We start from the raw sequence: 19,664 nt of genomic DNA, 5'->3' as shown, positions 1-19,664 counted from the left end.
TTCATGAAGATTCTTGCCATCAGGAACTATGACCGGGCAAGCGATATCCTTCGTTATGCCGCCGGCCAAGGGCCGCTGGAGCATGTCGCGCGCACGGCGGAGCAACAGATTGACCGCGGCTATTTCACGGTAGTTCATGGGCATCATTACGGAGTTTATGCAACGCCGACAGGACCAGTTGCTTTCATGGATGACGTTACCTGGCCGGTGCGGAAGGTGAATTCGTCGTCGGAACTGGATCCGGTGCCGCCCGGGCGTCGTCGTTTTCGTCTTATCATCGATGGTGCGATCGCATACGAGGTTGTCTTCTCACCTGAGAACGCCGTAGTCGATAACTGGTCCGACGACGACACCATAAGCGACTTCTTTTCTTGGCTACACAACAGCGTTACGACAGATCCCAAGGGTCGGTTCTTCGACTTTTACACGCTGACGAACACGTAATAACCTTGTGAGGCATACGGAAAACATTGATATCCTTTAGTCGGTACGGCTCTTTTGATGATGGTATGAGGACCGAAACCCGAATCAGAGGTTGGGGTGTATTTCGCCGTCACCGGTACGGCGGGGTGGTTAAATGGACTGGTCAATGGGCCTAAGTGGTTGAACTGAATAAAAATCCAGCGGCCTGCAAAGCCGTTTAGGCCGGTTCGACTCCGGCTCGCGCCTCCAGAAGTTAAAGAAAAGCCCCGACTTGTCGGGGCTTTTTCTTTTTTTGGCGTCGTTCCACGCCCGAACTGTCGGGCCCCACCTCACAGGATCCCTTCAAGGCATATTGGCCCTCGGCATGAACACGCCTGATCGCTGGAGACTGGGTTATTAGTCCAAGGTCACCATCGAGCTATTGGCGTCTCAGTCCCAACAAACGACGGGGAATAACCTATGAAAAAGGGCATTGATCGCCACCTGTCTCATGAGCCCCGCTTTAGCCATTCCTGGTGCTGCCTACGCGCAAAACCCTGCCGCGCCGACAACCAGCGCCACCGTTCCAGTTAGCGTCGACAACTTCGTCCGAGCCGAGTCCGACCTGTACGTCGGCCTTCCCGACTGGGACATAGCGAGCCAGAAGAAGGTGCGGGATGTTCGTCTTGTTCTTGCTTCGACCATACCCGACTTCAAGAAAGCGTTCGGCACCCAAGCTGAGGTGGACCCGGTGCGGCACCTCGTCGGAACTGCCGCTGCCTGGGGCGGCAATCCGGATAAAGATGCGACCTATCTCAACGTCACGCCTGCCAGCAACGATGGAAAGAGTGTCTATCGGCTCAGCGTCAAGAATGTGCCGATGGATGCAGGACGTCCGCGAGCCCATTCTCTCAGCCGCCGTCTTGCCAGCAGGCAGACGGTGCGCGCCGCAGTAGCCTTCTCCGTGCACCTTATTTAGCACCATCTGAATGCTGGGTTCACCAGCGTTTGGACGGGTGTGTCTAGCGAGCGTGAACTCGCAGCGCGTGCGTGCACGTCCGTGCGCCTGCTTGCACCATCGGTGTGAGAAGAGGAATTTATATGTTTAGTTATCCTTGGTTGTATTTCTTTGCGTAACAAAATTGTGTTATTCCTTTCGAGGAGATCTCTCATGTTTGAAATCGACAAGAACTACACCCGCGAGTACATCCACGCTTTCTGCGGTGGCAGTAAGGACGCTTTTCTGCCGACCAGGAATGGCAAGGTGGTAGCGGCCTGCCTGCGGCCCGATCTCAACCCGCACGCGCCTGAGGTCATCATCTGTAGCGGCGGCGCTGCAGCGCGTGCCGCCGGAAGAACGCTCGCAAGGCGGGCGGGGGCGATCCCTGTTTTCATCAAGCTCAAGACGGACTTGTTTCGCTACGTTGGTCAGTTCGCTGTAAGCGAATCACTGACTGCGCCGCTTGATTGTGCGCCTTATGCTCACCAGAGCGGTTTCACCGGTGGCCAGGTTTCGCGCGTCATAAAGAGGAACCGCTGCTAGCTTGCGGAGCCGGCACCGCCGCGCCACGTGCCGGAGTAGCTCGTGCTTGTTCTGCAATACCGAATTGCACATCACTCGCTTTCCGCAGGAAGCAGGCCCTGCGATAGTCCAGCCATCGCCCTAGCCCCGGTCAACGGGACCTGGAAGCTTGGGCATTTTCGGGTGGACATTAACGTGAGAGTGCAACCGATGAAGATTGACCACGATAGCGCGACGAGATGCGGCCTCCTGTACAAAATGGTGGCAGGACTGACCTTGTTCGGCGCGGGCGTTGTTTTGTCGATCTCCGCGAGCGGGCAAACCTCGTCGCCGACCGGCGCGCTTCCACTTTCATTGGCAATGGATGCCGCGACCGAGACCATCCGGGTTTGTGAGGCGAGGGGGTTTAAAGTTGCTGTCGCTATCGTAGACCCAGATGGAGTGATCAAGATCCAGGCCCGCGGCGACGGAAGCCCCATTCACTCGCAGGGGTTTTCGTTTCGCAAGGCCTACACCATTATGAGCATGGGGCCAATGATCGGTGCAGATACGAATAGCGCGCTGATCAAGATGATCACCGGCTTTTCCCCCAGCCTTCCAGCAACCGCAAGCAGTGGAACGTCGAGTCTTCTGTTCCTGCCGGGCTCTGTTTTGGTGAAGCAAAACGGGCAAGCAATTGCAGCCATCGGGGTGAGTGGTGCTCCAAAAAGCATCGATGACGAGGCTTGTGCGCAGGCCGGCGCCGACAAGATCAAGAGTCGGCTCGCAGGCAACAACCCTGACTAAAGCAGCCCGATCCGGGTCATGCCATCTTAGGCACGCTCCCTAAACTCCCGGAAACATTCAGACAGAAAGTCCAGGCAGACACGGATCTTTGGAACACGATTTCTCGGCGCGAGCGTTACTGCCGCAATGTCGAACTCGGTCGTATCTTCGTAGTCTTCGAGGATCTGCGTCAGCGCTCCATGCGCCACGAGTTCCGCGCCGATGACTTTGTTGATTCGACCAATCCCCAGGTTTGCTCGCGTGAGCGATACGATCGCGGACGTATTGTCCGCAAGAATCCTCCCGGCAACGGGCAAGGTGGAGAATTCGTCGTCGCCGTCAAATGGCCATTGGTTGTGGGCGTTAACTGCCGCATTGGCGATCAGATCATGATGCACCAGATCGTGTGGCGAGCGGGGAATTCCGCGAGCGGCCAGGTAGGCGGGCGACGCATACAATGCCCTCCGATGTGATCCGAGCTTACGCGCCACATGCGTGTCTCGCGGAGGGATGCCTGCTCTCACTGCGATATCGATGCCTTCGGTCGACATATCAACCTGTCTATCGGAGATATGCAAACTCACGTTGAGCTCAGGGTGCCGATCCACCAGGTCGCGCAGCTTCGGGATCAGAACGTATTCGGCAAGGATGCATGCAACGCTAATCCTGACCAGTCCCGATACGTGATTGCTGCGCGATGCCAGATCGTCTGCCAGGCGGGTCGCGTCTTGCGCAATCGTTTTGGCGTGTTCAAGAAAGATGCATCCGTCATCAGTGAGCGACAGTCCATGAGTGCTGCGATGAAACAGGCGCACACCGCATTCAGTCTCCATTCTCGACAAAGCGCGCGATACCTGGCTAGGATGTTCATTGCGTTCCCTCGCTACCGCGGCGACGGACAGAGACTCGGCGAGTCGTACAAAAAGATGAAAATCCTGCAGGGAGAGGTCTGTCACGGGATCGCGCCTTCTGAACGTTTCAAATGACATTCGCGCGCGAAGCCAGAGCATCGGGTTCCCGCCCGCCTTCGGTTGCTACAGGTCTCTGAGGACCGCGCGCAAGCTAGTGAGCCACGCCTCTCGTTGCCGCCACCACCCGATTCCGTCCTTCGCGCTTAGCTTCATACAAGGCCTTGTCGGCTGCCTGGATTAGCTGGGTCGGATCGTCTGCGCCTATGATCGGGATGCGTGCCTCGACTCCCGCACTGATCGTGACGATGCCATCCGGGCTGCCCCGATGCTCGAGTCCCAGATCGCGGATGGCGTGGCGAATCGTGTCCGCGATGGCGATCGCATCCTTGATGCCTGTATCCGGCAGCAGCACGGCAATCTCTTCGCCGCCATAGCGTGCGGCGAGGTCGCGCGGGCGGCGTGCGGCCAGGTTCCGGATCAACTGGCTGATGGTGCGCAGGCACTCATCGCCGGCGGCATGTCCGTAAGTATCGTTGTATTGCTTGAAGCAGTCGACGTCGATCATGATCAACGCGAGGCCGCTCCCTTGACGCATGGCGTGGCTGAATTCGTTGTGCAAGGTGAGGTCGAATTGGCGGCGGTTCGCAAGGCCCGTCAAGCCATCTTGCATTGCGAGCATTTCGAGGGTCCGGTTGAGTCTCCCGAGCGAGTCGTGCGCCTTGATCAGTTCCGCCTCGGTGCGGATGCGCAGCTCGATTTGCCGGACCAGATGCCAGCCGGACAATGCCACTACGACGACCAGGCACAGCACCCCCGCTGAGTGCCAGATGGTGTCGCGCCACCACTCATGCAAAATCTCGTCCTTCGACAATGCCGCGGCCACGAAGACCGGATAGTCCTGCAGATTGCGATAGCTGTTTAAGCGGGTGACCCCGTCCTGCGCCGATTTGATGAAGGCGGTGCCGACCGGACCGCGCGTGAGGTAGGATCGGTACAACTCAGTTTCGCGCATGCTGGCGCCGACCAGTTTCGTATCGTACGGTCGCCGAATCAACATGGTGCCGCTATCGAGCACGAGCGCGACCGCCCCCGCGTTGCCGATCTGCAGCGTATCGTAGAAACGTTTGAAAAAAGCGATATTGACTGTGGCCAGCACCACGCCGCCGAAACTGCCGTCGGCGTTATCGATGCGTCGGGAAACCGGAATCACCCAGTTTCCGCTCGACCGGCTGATGATCGGCACGCCGATGTGCACACCCGCTTCGCGGTGCTGTTTGTGAAAGATGAAGTATTCGCGATCCGCATTGTTGAACCGGTTCAGCGGGGTCGAGGAAGTGCTGACGAGCCAGTTGCCGTTTGCGTCGTAGACGAACAGACCGTCGAGTTGTGGCAATTGCTGTCGGCGCATCAACAGAATGCCACGCAACCGCTTCATGGCGGCCGCGCTGGTTCCGTCGAACTCCACGCGCTCAGCCAGACCGAGCAGTGCCGTGTCCGCTTCCTTGAACGTGTCGTCGGCCTGCTGCGCCATTGCGCGCGAGAGATTCGCGGCAGCAATGTCCATCTCGCCAAGCTGTACCGCGCGGGCGTTCCAGCTGCGCCAGCCGTCGAGTACGATCAGCGACAAGCAGACGATCGTCACGAAAGCTATCGCGCGCCAGATGATGGGCGGTCGATTCGAACTCAAACTGGTCTCCGAGGACAGCGTCGCGGCGCCGCATGGCCAAGTACGTTTTACAATGAGGGGCGCGAATATCGATTACGCATAGACCGGATATCGGCATTCCGACACGCATCTTGACGGCCGTTTCCTTGCAGGATGCTTTCGCAGCCGGGCGGCCGTTCGTCGCCCACGCTACTGGCGCTATAGTGCACGCGTTTCGCAACGCTCACCCGTAGCCCATTGCCTATGAAATACTGTCGGGCATTTCCCGAGCCACCGATCTTCCCTCCATGTACTTTCAGCTCACCGGCACCCAGGTCAGGGTGCTTGGCTCGATGCATCTGTTCTCCGCCGCTACTCCGCGCATGCCTGGCTGGGTATCGCAAGCGTTCGAGTGGGCGCAGACGCTCGTCTTCGAGTCCGATGCTCAAGCTATCTTGCCGTTCCTCAAGCGTGACGGTGGTCAGTCGATCGAGCATGCCTTGGCGCCCGAGGTGTGGAGCCGGCTCGACGCGTCCTGGCCTTCCGCTGGTGCCTTGGCGCCGCTCGGCGATCTGCGGCCATGGGCGGTCATGATGGCGGCGCCGACGCTGTGTCAGCGGGTCGTGGAGGGCGTGGAGCCGCGGCTCGTTCGAGAGTGCGATGCGCAAGCGAAACCCTACCGGTTTCTGGAGACCGCGCAGGAGGTGGTGGCCTCGCTCGAATCGATTCCTTTGCCGACAATCTGTAGCGGGCTGGAAATGCTGCTCGCCGATCTGACCGAGCCCCAACGCACACTCGAACGCATGCAGTCGGCGTGGCTGCAACGCGATCTTCAGGCGGTCTATAGCGTGGCGGCCGAATCGCCGATGTTCAGCCTGCCCGGCATGCGCAATGCAATTCTCGATGCGCGCAATGCCGCCTGGGCGCCGCGTGTGCAGGAGATGCTGGAAACGCCGGTCCGCACCTTGGTGGTGGTTGGCGCGCTGCATTTGCACGGCGCAGGCAATCTGATCGAACGGCTGCAGTGCGCTGCTGAGCCGATTCTTTGCGCCGGGTGACATAGTCGGGTATGTTTCTGCTTTGGCGCTGACGGGGTAGTCGGTGAGCTTGCCGGGCCGTCGCGGGTTACAACGGCGCGTCGCAGAATATAAGTCGAAGTCGATCGATGCACCCGTGTGGTGTTTTCGGATCGAACCATTCAAATCGAAAGAAAACACAGAACAAAATGAAACACACAATCGGGGTTTCAACGAGGCGGCATTCAATCGCGGTGGCTCTTTCCGCCATTCTGGTGGCCGGGTGCGGCGGCGGCAGTGGCAGTTCATCGAGCAACCCGTTGTTCAGCGGCTCGCCCGCGACAAATCTCAGCGCGGTCCAACAGAGCTATGAAAGCGTCGCGCTCGCATCCAATGGCGGATTGCACACGCTACAAGGATCGCTGAGTTTGACGACGTCGTCGACGGGTGCTCTCTCCCTGAGCCCGAGCAGCTACTTTTACAGCATCAATTCGAGCATTCCGCAAAGCGCAGCGAATGGGCCGCAGACCGTCACCGTGACCTACACGTCGGAGGCATCGACGCTGACTATGCCGTCCATCGGCGGCGCGGCCCGTTATCTGATCAACGGCACGATCTACGTCAGGCCCATTCCCGACCAGGCCCAAGTCAGCTACTCGGGGCAGAACGTATCGGAGAACTATTTCGCCACTGACGGCAAGACGGTGGTCGAGTCGTTGCTCGGCACGAGCTATACGGTTGTGCCCTTGTCAGGATTGTTATCCAGCGCGCCGAGCGAGCTGGCGACAAATAGTAATTTCGGAATTCTGACCAATACCTATAACGGCCAGTCGCTCTACAACCAGCAGGCGAGCTGGCAAGCCGGTTCGTCCTACGTGAAGGCAGTCAGGCAGGTGGTGGGCAATACGGTCGGCGTGGGTGACTGTGTCTTACCACAGACGACGGGCGTCAACATCACGCCGTGTTCGGCTACCGTCTCGACGCTCGAGGGTTTTTTCCCTTACGCAAGCGCGTCGGACGGCACGACCTATCAGATCACCGACGGCCAGATCATGACTTTGGCGGGAGTACGTGCCTGGGTCGCGAACACCGCGTTGTCGACGGCGACGCCCGAGTATCGTGTGTTCTACCAGAATAATGGCGCCATCTATACCGGGTACCTGATCAAGGACGGTACGCCGCTCCAGACCCAGTCGGCTGGCAGCACAACGGCGCAAAATTTCTCCATCTTCCTCAACAACGCCGCGCTTCAATCGATCAAATCAGCGATCAATTTTTAAACGCGTTAAGGGGGACGTATCTAGCAAGCCTAGCTTGCTATGCTCGCGCGCGGCATTCGCGGCATAATTCTGCAACCGTCGCCCGCATGGGCGTCCCTCTATTGACGCGCTTCCTCATGAACCAGCCGCAGCCCTCCACCAGCATGCAAGAGCCGTCTTTCGACTGGCGCTGGAAATTCTTCGACGACCTGACTACTGCCGAGGTCTACGCGATGCTAGCCGCGCGTAGCGAGGTATTCGTGATTGAGCAGAACTGTCTCTACGGCGATATCGACGGCCTCGATACGCAGGCGTGGCATCTGTTCGCGTTCGGTCCGGGCGAGGGCAAGCCGAAGCTGGCGGGTTACCTGCGCGTGCTGCTGCCTGACAACACCGATCCCGACATCCGCATCGGCCGTGTGCTGACGACCGCGGCTTTCCGCGGCATGGGGCTCGGTAACAAGATGCTGGAACGCGCGGTGGCGCATATTGCCGAGCAGTGGCCCGGCGTACCGATGCGACTGCATGCTCAGGCGCATCTGCAGGGCTTCTATGGCGCGTTCGGCTTCGTACCGGTCTCCGAGGTGCATGAAGAAGACGGCATTCCGCACGTCTGGATGCGTGCGGCCTGAGATCTCGCGCGGCGTCAGTTGGCCTGCGCGGGCGACTTGACGGCGAACGGCGTATCGAGCGTTTCGCCGTCCGAGAACTGCAGCTTCAGATGCACGGTGTCGCCGGGTGCAACCTTGCGCTGCGCATGCTCCAGCATGATGTGATAGCCGCCCGGGGCGATCGAGACCTGGCCGTGCGCTGGCACCGTCAGCTTGTCGACCATCACCATCTGCTGCGTCGAGCCATTCGACACCGTCTGATGCAGCATCGCGCCCTGATAGTCGTCGCTCGAAATATCTGTGAGGTCGATCGGCTTGTCGCTCGAGTTGACGAGCGTCACGTAGCCGGCGGCCGGCAGGTTGTTCGGCAGCCAGCGGATCCATGCGTGCTGGGTGCTGATGGCCGCGGCGCCAGCCGCCTGGGCGGTGGCGGCGAAGCCGAACGAGAGGGTAATTGCGCAGCCGAGAGCCGCGAGCGTTTTGGTCTTGAGGTTCATGAACGCAAAGTCAGGGAAAGGAGGGGAAGCTGGCAAGAGGCGTGGCCCGAAGCTGCGCATCGTCAGGAATGGTCTTCAATGATACGACGCAGATCGGCGGCGATCACGTCGGGCGAATCGTGATCGGTGGCGAGCAGACGCGCGTGGCCTTGCGCATCGAAGACGTAGACGGCCGAGCTGTGCGTGACTTCGTAGCTGCCGTTCGGGTCGCGCTTCTCCATCTGGTAGGCAACCCGGTAGTGGCGCGCGAGCGTCTCGATCTGCCGGTCGCTGCCGGTCAACCCCACGGCGTGCTCGGCGTCGAAGGCGCCGACGTAGTCGTGCAGCGCCTTGGGGGTATCGCGTGCCGGGTCGACGGTAATGAACAGGATGCGCACCTTTTGCGCTTGCGGGCCGAGCTTGGCGAGCACCTGCATCAGGCGCGCCATGGTTTCGGGGCAGACATCCGGGCAGTGCGTGTAGCCGAAGTAGACGAGCGCGGTGTCGCCCTTGAAGGCCTCGCCGGTAACCGGCTTGCCGTCATCGCGAACGAGCGAGAAGTCGAGATCGGGCAGATGGCCGGTGACATTCGTCAGATGCCACGGCTCTTCCTTGTGCGTACATCCGGCGAGCAGACCCAGCGCCATCGCGGCGCAGAACGCGAGCAACCGCGGCAGCGCGGCCTGTCGGAGGCGCTGCTCGACGCGCATTGGGCCTCGCACGCTCTGCGACGCGGTATCCGGTTGCACCCTTTGATGTGAAATTCTGGGGAACAAAGCAGGCATCCATGACTCGATTTAAGAGGGCGCGCGGGCGACGGCGTGCATACGATGGCGCCAGTACCGCTTGCGGGCGCTCAATGGCGCGCAACGGCCCTTAATGGTTCGCGCCCGGACCCGCCAACGTGGCTGGGACTGTATCGCAAATTGCTGCGCACCGTCATACGCCACCCCTGAACGCCGGCATGAGCGGGCAATTTGACGCACAACCGTGAAAGCCGTCTGAAGCCGTAGTGTGCGGATTTTGAACGGAATTTTTGCGCAGCGCAGGCGGATTCCCATGCTGGCGTTGCACTCAGGCTTACTTTCCCGAAAAATAGCGGGATGCGCGGTAAGATGCGCACACTTTTGCGGCTGCGAGCGGCTGAAAGGCAAGATAAACAGATGCAAGCACTTCCGGCTGTTCTGTCTCCCAGCGAGACGGCATTTTTCTTCGATTTCGACGGCACGCTTGTCGAACTGGCCCCCACACCCGACGGTGTGCTGGTGCAACCCGAGGTCATCACGCTGCTCACCGAGCTGCGCCGCCTGACTAACGGCGCGGTGGCGATCGTGTCGGGCCGCGGCATCGACAGCATCGATGCGTTCCTCGGCATGCCCGATTTGCCCATCGCCGGGCTGCATGGCGCAGAGCGCCGCGATGCGAACGGCGACACCCAACGGATCGGCTTTCACGACGAGCGCCTGTTGCGCATGGAGCAGGTGCTGGCCGAGGTGGTCAACGCGCACCCCGGCATGCTGCTTGAAATCAAGGGCGCGGCGCTCGCGCTGCACTACCGCAATGCGCCGGAGCGCGAGCCGGTGGCGCGCACGGTCACCGAGCGGCTGGTGGCCGACTATCCCGGCGCCTACGTCCTGCAGCCCGGCAAGATGGTCTACGAGATCAAACCGAAAGATGTCGACAAGGGGCGCGCCGTGCGGGCCTTCCTGGACGAGCCGCCGTTCACCGGCCGCCGGCCGGTGTTCGCCGGCGACGACCTCACGGACGAAAAGGGCTTCGCGGTCGTCAACGAGCGTGGCGGCGTGTCGATCAAGGTCGGGCCCGGCGATACCATTGCGCGCTCGCGGCTCGAGTCGGTCGGCGCCTTGCTGGCCTGGCTCGACGGCGTCGTCACCGTAGCACGCGGCGCATGATACGCGCTGCGTCCCGCTTCATTCCGAACGTTCTTCTGCACGGAAACCGCGCTTCATGAGTCGACTGATTATCGTATCGAACCGGGTCGCGCCGATCTCGGAAGGTGGCCCGGCGGCCGGCGGTCTGGCAGTCGGCGTCTACGATGCGCTGAAGGAAACCGGCGGCATGTGGTTCGGCTGGAGCGGCGAGGTGCTCGCCTCCGGGCAGCCGCAGATCAGCGTGGAAGAGCGCGGTCCCGTGACGTTCGCCACCATCCCGCTGATGCGGCGCGACTACGACCAGTACTACCGCGGCTTTTCGAACGCCACCTTGTGGCCGGCGTTCCATTACCGCGCCGACCTGCTGCAGTACGACCGGCACGACTTCGGCGGCTATTGTCGTGTCAATACCTGGCTTGCCCAGCAGCTTGTGCCCTTGCTCCGCCAAGATGACGTGATCTGGGTGCACGACTATCACCTGATTCCGTTCGCGCAGGCCTTGCGTGCGGCTGGCGTGAAGAACCGTATCGGCTTCTTTCTGCATATCCCGTTTCCGGCCTCGCAGGTGCTGCTGGCGGTGCCGCCGCATCGCGAACTGGTCGAGGCGCTGTGCTCGTTCGACCTGCTCGGTTTCCAGACTGCCCCCGACCTGCGGGCGTTTTGCGACTACATCGTCAACGAGGCGAACGGCGCGGTTCAGACGCCCGCTGAGGGGCCGAGCGTCGTGCAGGCGTTCGGGCGGACCTTGAAGGCGTCGGCGTACCCGATCGGCGTTTATCCGGATGAGATTGCGGAACTCGCTAAGGCGGGCGAGCGCGGCAAGCCGGTGCGCACCATGAAGGCCACGCTGCATTCGCGCAAGCTGATCATGAGCGTCGACCGGCTCGACTATTCGAAAGGGCTGGTGGAACGGTTTCGAGCCTTCGAGCGGCTGCTCGAACATGCGCCGGCGCAGCGCAACAAGGTGTCGTTCCTGCAGATCGCGCCGCCGACGCGAGCTGACCTGAACGCGTATCAGGACATCCGCTTGCAGCTCGAGGGCGAGTCGGGCCGCATCAACGGCCGTTTCGCCGAACTCGACTGGGCGCCGATTCTCTACATCCACCGTCAATATGAACGGCCGGTGCTGGCGGCACTGTTTCGCACGGCGCACGTCGGCTTCGTGACGCCGTTGCGCGACGGCATGAACCTCGTCGCCAAGGAGTACGTGTCGGCCCAGGACCCCGAAGATCCGGGCGTGCTGGTGCTGTCGCGCTTCGCGGGCGCGGCGCAGGAGCTGGATGGCGCGCTGATCGTCAACCCGGTCGATATCGACGGAATGGCCGAGGCGCTGGCGAAAGGCTTGTCGATGCCGCTCGCCGAGCGTCAGTCCCGCTACCAGGACATGATGGCGCGGCTGCGCGAGAACAATGTGTCGGTGTGGCGCGATAACTTCATGCGCGATCTGCAGGCGGCGGGTGCGCTCGCCGAGGACGACGACGCGGCGCTCGCGGCCCGCGAGCCGCTGGCAGGTTGACGACGTAAGAGTAAGGCTGAGGCGGGTCGGCTCGGTTCGCTCGCAGCCCCTTGTCTCCCGAAGATGAAAAAAGCCGCTTCCATGAGCGGCTTTTCGTATTGAAGCTGGCCTTCGCGGCTCACTGGTCACAGCGGCCTCAAGGGGAGAGGCTGCCGCCAGATTCAAACCACGTGCTGTTCGTCGACCTTCTTGCCGCCGGCGTGCAGCGTGGCGCCCTTGCCGTACTGCTTCGACAGCAGGTCGCGATAAAGCCCCGGCCGGTTGCGCAGTTCTTCGGGCGAGCCGTCGTCGACCACCTTGCCCGCGCTCATCACGATGATGCGGTCGAAACTGTTCAGCGTCGACAGACGGTGGGCGATCGCCACCACGGTGCGGCCCACCATCAGCCGGTCGAGCGCTTTCTGGATCGCTTCTTCGGAGGCGCTGTCGAGTGCCGAGGTGGCTTCGTCGAGCAGCAGGATCGGCGCGTTCTTCAGGATGGCGCGTGCAATCGCGATGCGCTGGCGCTGGCCGCCCGAGAGCTTCACGCCGCGGTCGCCCACGATGGTGTCGTAGCCTTCCGGCATCGCTTCGATAAAGTCGGCGCAGCGCGCTTCGCGAGCCGCCGCCAGCACTTCTTCGCGGCTCGCCTCAGGGCGGCCGTAGGCGATGTTCTCGTAGACGGTGCGGTGGAACAGCGCGATGTCCTGCGGCACGACCGCAATCGCATGGCGCAGGCTGTCCTGCGTGATCGAGGCGACGTCTTGCCCGTCGATCTTGATCTGGCCGCCTTGCGTCTCATAGAAGCGCTGCAGCAGCGACAACACGGTCGACTTGCCCGCGCCCGACTTGCCGATCAACCCGACGCGCTGGCCGGCCGGAATGTGCAACTCGAAGTGATCGAGAATCGGCCGGCGGCGCGGGTAGGCAAACGTCACGCTTTCGAAGTCGATGCGTCCGCCTTGCGGTACAAGCTCAACGGCGTCCGAGCGGTCAGGCATGCCGTGCGGCTCGAGCAGCGTGCGCACTGCTTCGGCGAGCCGCGCAACGTGCTGGGTCACGTCGACGAGCGCGACGGCGAGATCTCGGGTGCCGTGCAGGATGGTGAAGCCGAGCGAGCTGACCAGCACGATGTCGCCAGAGGTCGCCCGGCCGTTATCCCACAGCCACAGCGCCCAGCCGAGGAGGCCGGCCGACAGCATCGCCGTAATGATCGCGTGCAGCAGGCGCAGCTTTTCCAGGTAGAGCAGGCTTTGCTGGCGCGCGTCCATTTCCGCTTTGACGGTCGCGCCGAAGCGCGCCTGCTCGCGAAAGGTCATACCGAAGGCGCGTACGAGCCCCATGTTGCTGATCACGTCGACCAGTTCGCCGTCAACCGACGCAGCCTTGGTGGCGAAGTGGTGGTGACGCGCGGAACCGCGCCCGGCCAGCTTGTAGAGCACCACCGAGAGGATTGCCGAGCAGACCATCAGGCCGCCCGCCATCAGCGGGTTGACGGCCGTGATCATGACAATCGCGCCGAGCACGGCGATACACGGCGGCAGCACGTTCCAGGAGGTGGTGTTCTCGGCGGTGTAGACCGCATTCGAGGTGGCGGTGATGCGGCTTGCCAGCATGCCGGGCTGCTTTTCGGCGTAGTAAGTGGGCGAGTGGCCGCTCAGGTACTGGAACAAATCACGGCGCAGATCGCCGGTGACGGCGACGAAGGTGTGCGCGGCGACCCAGCCGGCGACCCGCCACAGCAGGTTGTCGGCGGCGATCAGGCCGACCAGGATGGCGAACGCCCCCCACAGCGGGCCGGGATGGTGCCGGCCTTCGCCGAGCACGTCGATCAGATGCTTGATGGCGTATTGAGAGGCGAGCGCACAACCCACAGCCGCGAACACGCTGCACAGGACGATCGCATGGGCGAGCGGGTGGCGGCGGATATAGCGAAAAAGAAACGCAAGCGGCCTGTGCGCATAGCTCGCAAGCTTTGCGTTGTGGACGTTACGCTGGGCGATGGTGAGATGTTCCAATTGATCGTGTGGTCGGTGTGTTTCAGGTTATGTCATGCAACGGCATGGGCCACGGGACGCATCGCCACAAAAGGCAGATGCTCGCATTGTAAACACGCAAAAGGCATTCCGCCGTGTTTGTGAACGGCAACGGGACGCGACTGATTTCGCGATGGGCATCCGCAACACCTATTTGCTCGACCGCGCCTCGCAGCCGTGGTTCATGCAGATTGCGGAATAATTTCGGGATATAATTACAAAAGCCATTCAGCGCGCAGCGGCGCGCCGAAGAGCGGCACACATGGAAGCATTGACGGAACAATTTGCAAAATGCAGCTTGCGGGCCACGCGTCAAGGCCAGACCCTACTGTAGAACTGTCTTATAAAACAAGGGTTTGCAAAATGTTTCCGCTTTGTAACAACGTAAAGTGTTTGAAATGTTTCGCGCCGCGCGGCGCTTCCGGCACCCATAATGCGTGCTCGGTCGTACCACGAAATACTCTGGCGGATTGTCAACGAGTCTGACGCCTGTGCGTTTACGGCACATGTACAGCCTGGTGACGATGATCAGTCTGGGCATCCTTACCAAGCGATCCATCGCAGGATTTCTCGAACGAAACAGGCCTGAGCCGGCGTCAACCGGCCCGACTGGCCAGGCGAGCAAAGCGAGTCGCTTTTAACAAACCGCAGTACTTTTGCCTGATTTTTTACGAGGAGTTCTCTCTATGCGAATCGCTCAAATCGCTCCGTTGCACGAGGCGGTTCCCCCCAAGCTGTACGGTGGAACGGAACGGGTTGTGTCTTACCTGACCGAGGCACTGGTCGAACAGGGACACGATGTGACGCTCTTCGCGAGCGGCGATTCGCAAACCTCGGCGAAGCTCGAAGCGTTCTGGCCGCAGGCGCTGCGCCTCGACCCGACGATCCGCGACGTGATGGCTCCGCACATGCTGCTGCTGGAAGAAGTGCGCCGCCGCGCGGACGAATTCGATGTGCTGCACTTCCACATCGACTACTACCCGTTCTCGCTGTTCGCACGCCAGCCGGTGCCGTTCCTGACCACGCTGCACGGCCGTCTCGACCTGCCCGAACTGCAACCCATCTTCAACACCTTCAGCGACGTGCCGGTGGTGTCCATCTCGGACAACCAGCGTATGCCGCTGCAACAGGCCAACTGGCTGTCCACCGTGTATCACGGTTTGCCGGAAAACCTGCTCAAGCCGATTCCGGACGTCAAGCCGGGCTATCTGGCGTTCCTCGGCCGTATCTCGCCGGAGAAGCGTCTCGACACGGCCATCCGCATCGCCGAGCAAGCCGGCATGAAGATCAAGGTCGCCGCCAAGCTCGACAAGGCTGACCGCGCGTACTACGAAGAAGTCATCAAGCCGCTGATGTCGCTGCCGCACGTCGAATACATCGGCGAAATCAGCGAAGCGGAGAAGACCGAATTCCTGGGCAACGCCCACGCGCTGCTGTTCCCGATCGACTGGCCGGAGCCCTTCGGTCTGGTGATGATCGAAGCCATGGCCTGCGGTACGCCGGTCATCGCGTTCAAGCGCGGTTCGGTGCCGGAAGTGATCGAGAACGGCGTGTCGGGTTTCGTCGTCGAAGACGAAATCAGCGCGGTTGCTGCTGTCAACCGTCTGCATACGCTGCCGCGCGCAACGGTGCGCAAGGCGTTTGAAGCACGTTTCTCGTCGAAGGTGATGGCGCAGAACTACGTCGCATCGTATGAAGAACTGCTGCGCCAGAAGCGCCGCCCGGTGCTGCGCGAAGTCAACGCGAGCTAACAGTTCGAAAGCTGTACCGCTCTTGCGCCGCCCGTTGGGTGGCGCTATGAACGCCAACAACGCCCCGCCTGTGCCAAGCATGCGGGGCGTTGTTGCATGCGCGCCGCGCATTTGGCCGGGAATCTGCTGAAAGTGGCATTTTGGGGGGAGGGAACCGTGAGCCGTCTCGGTAATATCCCTATAATGGCCCTGCCGCAAATTTGGCTGCGGCGTCGTCACCGACAGGAGGATGCCTTGGCGAGAACGAAAGAGACGCGTGCGAATACGGCGCCCGGCGCCGGAACGATTTTCGCGCTGCGGGCCATCGGTCTCGTGATTCTGGCTCGGTGGCTGTTTTCGATGTCGCAGATGGACATCGTCTCGTCATTGGCCGCGATGGCTTCGTCGCCGTGGGCCTGCATCAACCTTGTCTTTCTGTTTCTGCTGATCTTTCTGCCGGGCGCGCGTGCCCAGGCCGAGCGTCCATTTCACCCGCTGCCGCAATGGCTGCGTCAGGCGCTGCGTCTGTTCGCTTTCCTCGGCTTCCTGTTCGCGGCGTTCTCGGTTGGCGCCTTCGTCTGGAGTGCCGGCGGTCGGCGCGCGCTGCATGCGGTGGCTGCGACCAACGGCTGGCTGGTGGCGGCACCGGCTTTGTATGCCGCGGTACTGTGGATCTGCCGTCCGCGTGCGCTGTGGCGTACCAATGTCGCGGCGCGCCGCTTTGCGATAGGCCGCTATGCGATTGCCGTCGATGTGGCGACGCGCACGGTGGTGGTGTGGGTGGAAAGCCGCAAGCTCGGTCAGTATGACGCGCGCGAGCTCTCGGTGCGCTGGCCGGACGGGCAGGGTGGTGCGGTTGCTGCGCCGGTGGCAGTGCCTGCTGCGGTGCTCGACGCGAGTGGGGCGGCGGCGCCGGCGACGCTGACCACGGCTTCCATCTCCGCTTCGGCAGTGCCGGGGGCCGCAGCCCAGAGTGGCTGGCTGCACCGGCGTCCCAAGGTAGAGTTGTTGTGGGACTCGCCCGCGGCTGCCGGGCACAACCATCAGACGGTGTTTCGCGCGCCGCTCGTGACGGAGGGTGACCGGGTCGCGGCTCGGGCGCTCGATACCTCGCTGCGCCAAGCCTGACCCGGATCTCGTAAGCGGCCTAATCATCGGGGCTGCTTAGCGATGCGCAAAGAGCGCTTGCCCGCTCACGCGCCCAACGCGGCTACCTGACTCCGAAACCGCACCCGCTACACCGCCGTAAGCGTTGCCGCCGGCACCGTAGGCGGCCTGTTCGGCCGCGACAGTCTGCGCGCTCTGGCCACGTTGCGACGCCGGAGCGCCGACGATCGGGTTATATGAGGGCGCCGGGCCGTAGCCGCTGCTGGCGAATGCGGGGGCTGCTACTGCTGCGGTAGCCGTGACGAGAAGAGCTGCGATGAGATTGCGGTTCATGATATTTACTCCAATGCGAGTTAGATGTTTCGTGAGTCCGGCGCGCATCCGGTGGGGAGACGGCGGCGCAGTCCAGGTTTGACGACTGCACCGCGGCCGGATTTAGAGGGTTTTCTCAGGGTCTTTCCAGGCGCTTACTTCAGGCGCTTACTTCAGGCGCGATTGCAACTCGTTGGCGAGCTGTTTGATCGCAGCTTTCGTCGCCGGGTCTTCGGCGAGCGCGTTGAGCAAACCGAAGTCGTGGATCGTGCCGTTGTAGCGCACCGTGGTCGCTTCATCGCCCGCTGCGTCGAGCTTGCGGCCGTACGCCTCTCCTTCGTCGCGCAACACATCGAACTGGGCGACCTGAATCAGCGCCGGCGGCAGGCCTTTCAACTGATCCAGCGAAGCACGCAAGGGCGACGCGTAAATCTCGTTACGTTGTTTCGGATCCTTGGTGTACGCGTCCCAGAACCACTTCATCATCGGACGGGTCAGGAAGTGGCCTTCCGGATGGGCGTTGTACGAACCGTCGTTGAAATCGTTGTCCGTCACGGGCCACATCAAACCTTGAAAGCGGATCGCGGGGCCTTGCTTGTCTTTGGCCATCAACGCCACGACCGCCGCCATGTTGCCGCCCACGCTATTGCCGACCACCGCGAGACGGCTGCCGTCGACACCGATCTCACTGCCATGTGCCGCGACCCACTTGGTTGCTGCGTACGCCTGGTTGATTGCCACCGGATAGCGCGCTTCGGGCGACGGCGTGTAGTTGACGAACACCGCCACCGCACCGGATTGCACGACGAGGTCGCGCACCAGACGCTCGTGAGTCGGGAAGTCGCCAAGGATCCAGCCGCCGCCGTGGAAGAACATGAAGACCGGCGATGTACCCGTCACCCCCTGCGGCCGCACGATCGTGATCGGCACGCTGATACCGTCTTGCTCGATCGTCTTGTTCGACACGTCGATACCCGACAGGTCGACCTTGACGCCGCTCTGTGCGCCGGCCAGCACCTGGCGCGCTTGCGCCGGGGTCAACGTGTTGATTGCCGGTCCAGTGCCGCTGTTAAGCGCGTGGAGGAACTGGCTTGTCACCTGGTCGGGCGTGGCGGGGGCAGCCGGCGTAGCAGCGGTTGCGAAGCTTGTGCTGGCGGCGAGAGCAACGGCGAGCAGCAGGGGCTTGAAGGTCTTCATGATGGCTTCCGGTCTATGTGGTTAGTTGGTTGTGTTGTGGGTTAGGCGATCGTCAACGTGACGTCGATGTTGCCGCGCGTCGCGTTCGAGTACGGGCACACGATGTGGGCCTTCTCGACCAGCGTTTGCGCTGCCTCACGCGCCATGCCGGGCAGCGAAATCTTCAGTTCGACTTCGATGCCGAAGCCGTTCGGGATCGCGCCGATGCCGACACTGCCGTCAATCGAGACGTCCGCCGGGATGGCGATCTTGTCGCGTGCGGCGACGAACTTCATGGCGCCGAGGAAACACGCGCTGTAGCCGGCGGCGAACAGTTGTTCCGGGTTGGCGCCTTCGCCACCCGCACCGCCCAGTTCTTTCGGCGTGGTCAGCTTGAACTCGAGGTTGCCTGCGGGCACCACGGCACGGCCGTCACGGCCGCCGGTTGCGTGGGCATGAGCGCGGTAGAGAACTTTTTCGAGGGACATGATGAAACTCCTTTAAAGAGGTTGAGTTGCTTAAGTTTTGCTATCTACTACTAGATAGATTTGCCGGTACAACAATGGGTGTTTCTATTTCACTTCTGCTGCCAATCTATCTACTCAAAGATAGATTGGCGAGCCAAATAAAGAGGTGGCGTACCACCTCTCGTTCGACTGCGTTTATCGCGCAATCCTCACCGAAGCTTCGACATCTTCGAGTCGAGCCTTGGTGTGAAACAACCTGCTCGCCAACACGCTGCCCTGAAAGGCCGCGTAGAGCGCGCGAGCCGCGTTTTCCGGCTTGCCGTTCACCGCCAGCGTTTTTTCCTGCGCACCTTGCGTCAGAACCTTCGCCAGCCAGGTTTCGTTGGCCTTGAAAAACGCCTGCACCGCTTGCCGGATGTTGTCGGGCAGTGACTCGATGTCCGCAGCCAGCATGCCGCACAAGCAGATCTGGTTGCCGTCGCCGAGGGTCCTGCCGAACAGCTTCGCGTACTTGCTGAGCTTTGCGTCGGCCGGCAACGAAGTGTCGATACCATGGAGGGCGTTCAGTACCTCTTTGCTGTACTCGTTGACCGCTTCCAGCACCAGATCGTCTTTCGACGGAAAGTAGTAGTGGATGCTCGAGGTCTTTACGCCGACCAGGCCTGACAGATCACGGTAACTAAAACCGTTGTAGCCGCGCAGCATGATGAGTGTGACTGCGTGGTCCAGAATCTGTTCGCGAACTGTCGTTGTCGTTTCCATGGACTGAACTGTATCTACTGGTAGATAGATTGTCAAGCAGGAGATGAAAAATAGTTTGTGAAGGGGCGGGGGCCATACGG

At 61.5% G+C, this 19,664-nt stretch carries 20 protein-coding genes and 1 tRNA gene; 12 read left to right on the top strand and 9 right to left on the bottom strand.

Annotated elements, in window-relative coordinates; all coding sequences use genetic code 11:
• Positions 1 to 3: 3 nt before the first annotated feature.
• From BLQ92_RS11225 to BLQ92_RS11210, 5 genes are all read left to right on the top strand, one after another.
• On the top strand, positions 4 to 444 hold the full coding sequence (locus BLQ92_RS11225) for a hypothetical protein (protein ID WP_090684340.1): 441 nt from the start codon (positions 4 to 6) through the stop codon (positions 442 to 444).
• Positions 445 to 563: 119 nt separating this feature from the next.
• Positions 564 to 672 (top strand) — tRNA-Cys (locus tag BLQ92_RS39930).
• Positions 673 to 895: 223 nt separating this feature from the next.
• The gene (locus tag BLQ92_RS40625) at positions 896 to 1,381 is read left to right on the top strand and encodes a hypothetical protein (protein ID WP_244106185.1); all 486 of its coding nucleotides are present in this window, start codon (positions 896 to 898) and stop codon (positions 1,379 to 1,381) included.
• A 192-nt stretch (positions 1,382 to 1,573) separates the two neighbouring features.
• A complete protein-coding gene (locus BLQ92_RS11215; protein WP_090684338.1) occupies positions 1,574 to 1,945 on the top strand; it encodes a DUF6697 family protein in 372 nt (123 codons plus the stop codon).
• A 189-nt stretch (positions 1,946 to 2,134) separates the two neighbouring features.
• A complete protein-coding gene (locus BLQ92_RS11210; protein WP_143016561.1) occupies positions 2,135 to 2,710 on the top strand; it encodes a GlcG/HbpS family heme-binding protein in 576 nt (191 codons plus the stop codon).
• A gap of 26 nt (positions 2,711 to 2,736) precedes the next feature.
• On the opposite strand, the gene BLQ92_RS11205 is transcribed toward BLQ92_RS11210, so the two are convergent.
• Positions 2,737 to 3,645, bottom strand: coding sequence for a LysR family transcriptional regulator (locus BLQ92_RS11205; RefSeq protein WP_175772283.1), 909 nt, complete (start codon positions 3,643 to 3,645; stop codon positions 2,737 to 2,739).
• A gap of 106 nt (positions 3,646 to 3,751) precedes the next feature.
• Positions 3,752 to 5,287, bottom strand: a complete 1,536-nt coding sequence (locus tag BLQ92_RS11200) for a sensor domain-containing diguanylate cyclase (protein ID WP_244106186.1) — start codon at positions 5,285 to 5,287, stop codon at positions 3,752 to 3,754.
• A 266-nt stretch (positions 5,288 to 5,553) separates the two neighbouring features.
• Between BLQ92_RS11200 and BLQ92_RS11195 the strand changes: the two genes are divergently transcribed.
• The 3 genes from BLQ92_RS11195 (at position 5,554) to BLQ92_RS11185 (ending at position 8,152) form a co-directional block, all read left to right on the top strand.
• The gene (locus tag BLQ92_RS11195; RefSeq protein ID WP_090684332.1) at positions 5,554 to 6,303 is read left to right on the top strand and encodes a TraB/GumN family protein; all 750 of its coding nucleotides are present in this window, start codon (positions 5,554 to 5,556) and stop codon (positions 6,301 to 6,303) included.
• Between the two features lie 386 nt (positions 6,304 to 6,689).
• Positions 6,690 to 7,541, top strand: a complete 852-nt coding sequence (locus tag BLQ92_RS11190; protein ID WP_244106187.1) for a hypothetical protein — start codon at positions 6,690 to 6,692, stop codon at positions 7,539 to 7,541.
• Between the two features lie 116 nt (positions 7,542 to 7,657).
• Positions 7,658 to 8,152, top strand: a complete 495-nt coding sequence (locus BLQ92_RS11185) for a GNAT family N-acetyltransferase (protein ID WP_090684328.1) — start codon at positions 7,658 to 7,660, stop codon at positions 8,150 to 8,152.
• A 14-nt stretch (positions 8,153 to 8,166) separates the two neighbouring features.
• Here the strand turns inward: BLQ92_RS11185 and BLQ92_RS11180 are convergent, their stop codons facing one another.
• Together BLQ92_RS11180 and BLQ92_RS11175 are read right to left on the bottom strand one after the other, a co-directional pair.
• Positions 8,167 to 8,628, bottom strand: a complete 462-nt coding sequence (locus BLQ92_RS11180; protein WP_090684327.1) for a copper chaperone PCu(A)C — start codon at positions 8,626 to 8,628, stop codon at positions 8,167 to 8,169.
• A gap of 62 nt (positions 8,629 to 8,690) precedes the next feature.
• A complete protein-coding gene (locus BLQ92_RS11175) occupies positions 8,691 to 9,254 on the bottom strand; it encodes an SCO family protein (RefSeq protein WP_244106197.1) in 564 nt (187 codons plus the stop codon).
• Between the two features lie 516 nt (positions 9,255 to 9,770).
• Between BLQ92_RS11175 and otsB the strand changes: the two genes are divergently transcribed.
• Positions 9,771 to 10,520 carry a trehalose-phosphatase gene (otsB, locus tag BLQ92_RS11170; protein WP_090684325.1) on the top strand — a complete coding sequence of 250 codons (750 nt, stop codon included), beginning with the start codon at positions 9,771 to 9,773 and terminating at the stop codon, positions 10,518 to 10,520.
• Positions 10,521 to 10,575: 55 nt separating this feature from the next.
• Positions 10,576 to 12,015, top strand: coding sequence for an alpha,alpha-trehalose-phosphate synthase (UDP-forming) (gene otsA / locus BLQ92_RS11165; protein WP_090684324.1), 1,440 nt, complete (start codon positions 10,576 to 10,578; stop codon positions 12,013 to 12,015).
• A 161-nt stretch (positions 12,016 to 12,176) separates the two neighbouring features.
• Here otsA and BLQ92_RS11160 read toward each other — a convergent pair whose 3' ends face one another.
• Positions 12,177 to 14,012 (bottom strand): ABC transporter ATP-binding protein, encoded by a 1,836-nt coding sequence (locus tag BLQ92_RS11160; RefSeq protein WP_090684323.1) that lies wholly within the window; start codon positions 14,010 to 14,012, stop codon positions 12,177 to 12,179.
• Between the two features lie 704 nt (positions 14,013 to 14,716).
• Here BLQ92_RS11160 and BLQ92_RS11150 point away from each other — a divergent pair.
• Together BLQ92_RS11150 and BLQ92_RS11145 are read left to right on the top strand one after the other, a co-directional pair.
• Complete coding sequence (locus BLQ92_RS11150; protein ID WP_090684321.1) at positions 14,717 to 15,781, top strand: glycosyltransferase family 4 protein; 1,065 nt, start codon at positions 14,717 to 14,719, stop codon at positions 15,779 to 15,781.
• Positions 15,782 to 16,015: 234 nt separating this feature from the next.
• On the top strand, positions 16,016 to 16,888 hold the full coding sequence (locus tag BLQ92_RS11145; protein WP_090684320.1) for a hypothetical protein: 873 nt from the start codon (positions 16,016 to 16,018) through the stop codon (positions 16,886 to 16,888).
• Between the two features lie 36 nt (positions 16,889 to 16,924).
• Here the strand turns inward: BLQ92_RS11145 and BLQ92_RS11140 are convergent, their stop codons facing one another.
• The 4 genes from BLQ92_RS11140 to BLQ92_RS11125 form a co-directional block, all read right to left on the bottom strand.
• Positions 16,925 to 17,200 (bottom strand): hypothetical protein, encoded by a 276-nt coding sequence (locus tag BLQ92_RS11140; protein ID WP_090684319.1) that lies wholly within the window; start codon positions 17,198 to 17,200, stop codon positions 16,925 to 16,927.
• 147 nt (positions 17,201 to 17,347) lie between these two features.
• Entirely contained in the window at positions 17,348 to 18,376 is a 1,029-nt protein-coding gene (locus BLQ92_RS11135; protein ID WP_090684318.1) for an alpha/beta hydrolase, read from the bottom strand.
• 41 nt (positions 18,377 to 18,417) lie between these two features.
• Complete coding sequence (locus BLQ92_RS11130) at positions 18,418 to 18,843, bottom strand: organic hydroperoxide resistance protein (protein ID WP_090684317.1); 426 nt, start codon at positions 18,841 to 18,843, stop codon at positions 18,418 to 18,420.
• Positions 18,844 to 19,017: 174 nt separating this feature from the next.
• Entirely contained in the window at positions 19,018 to 19,584 is a 567-nt protein-coding gene (locus BLQ92_RS11125; RefSeq protein ID WP_090684316.1) for a TetR/AcrR family transcriptional regulator, read from the bottom strand.
• Between the last annotated feature and the right edge of the window lie 80 nt (positions 19,585 to 19,664).

This window comes from Paraburkholderia phenazinium, assembly GCF_900100735.1.
Classification (GTDB): domain Bacteria; phylum Pseudomonadota; class Gammaproteobacteria; order Burkholderiales; family Burkholderiaceae; genus Paraburkholderia; species Paraburkholderia phenazinia.
The sequence above is the reverse complement of the archived record's forward strand: the minus strand, read 5'-3'. Positions and strand labels throughout refer to the sequence as shown.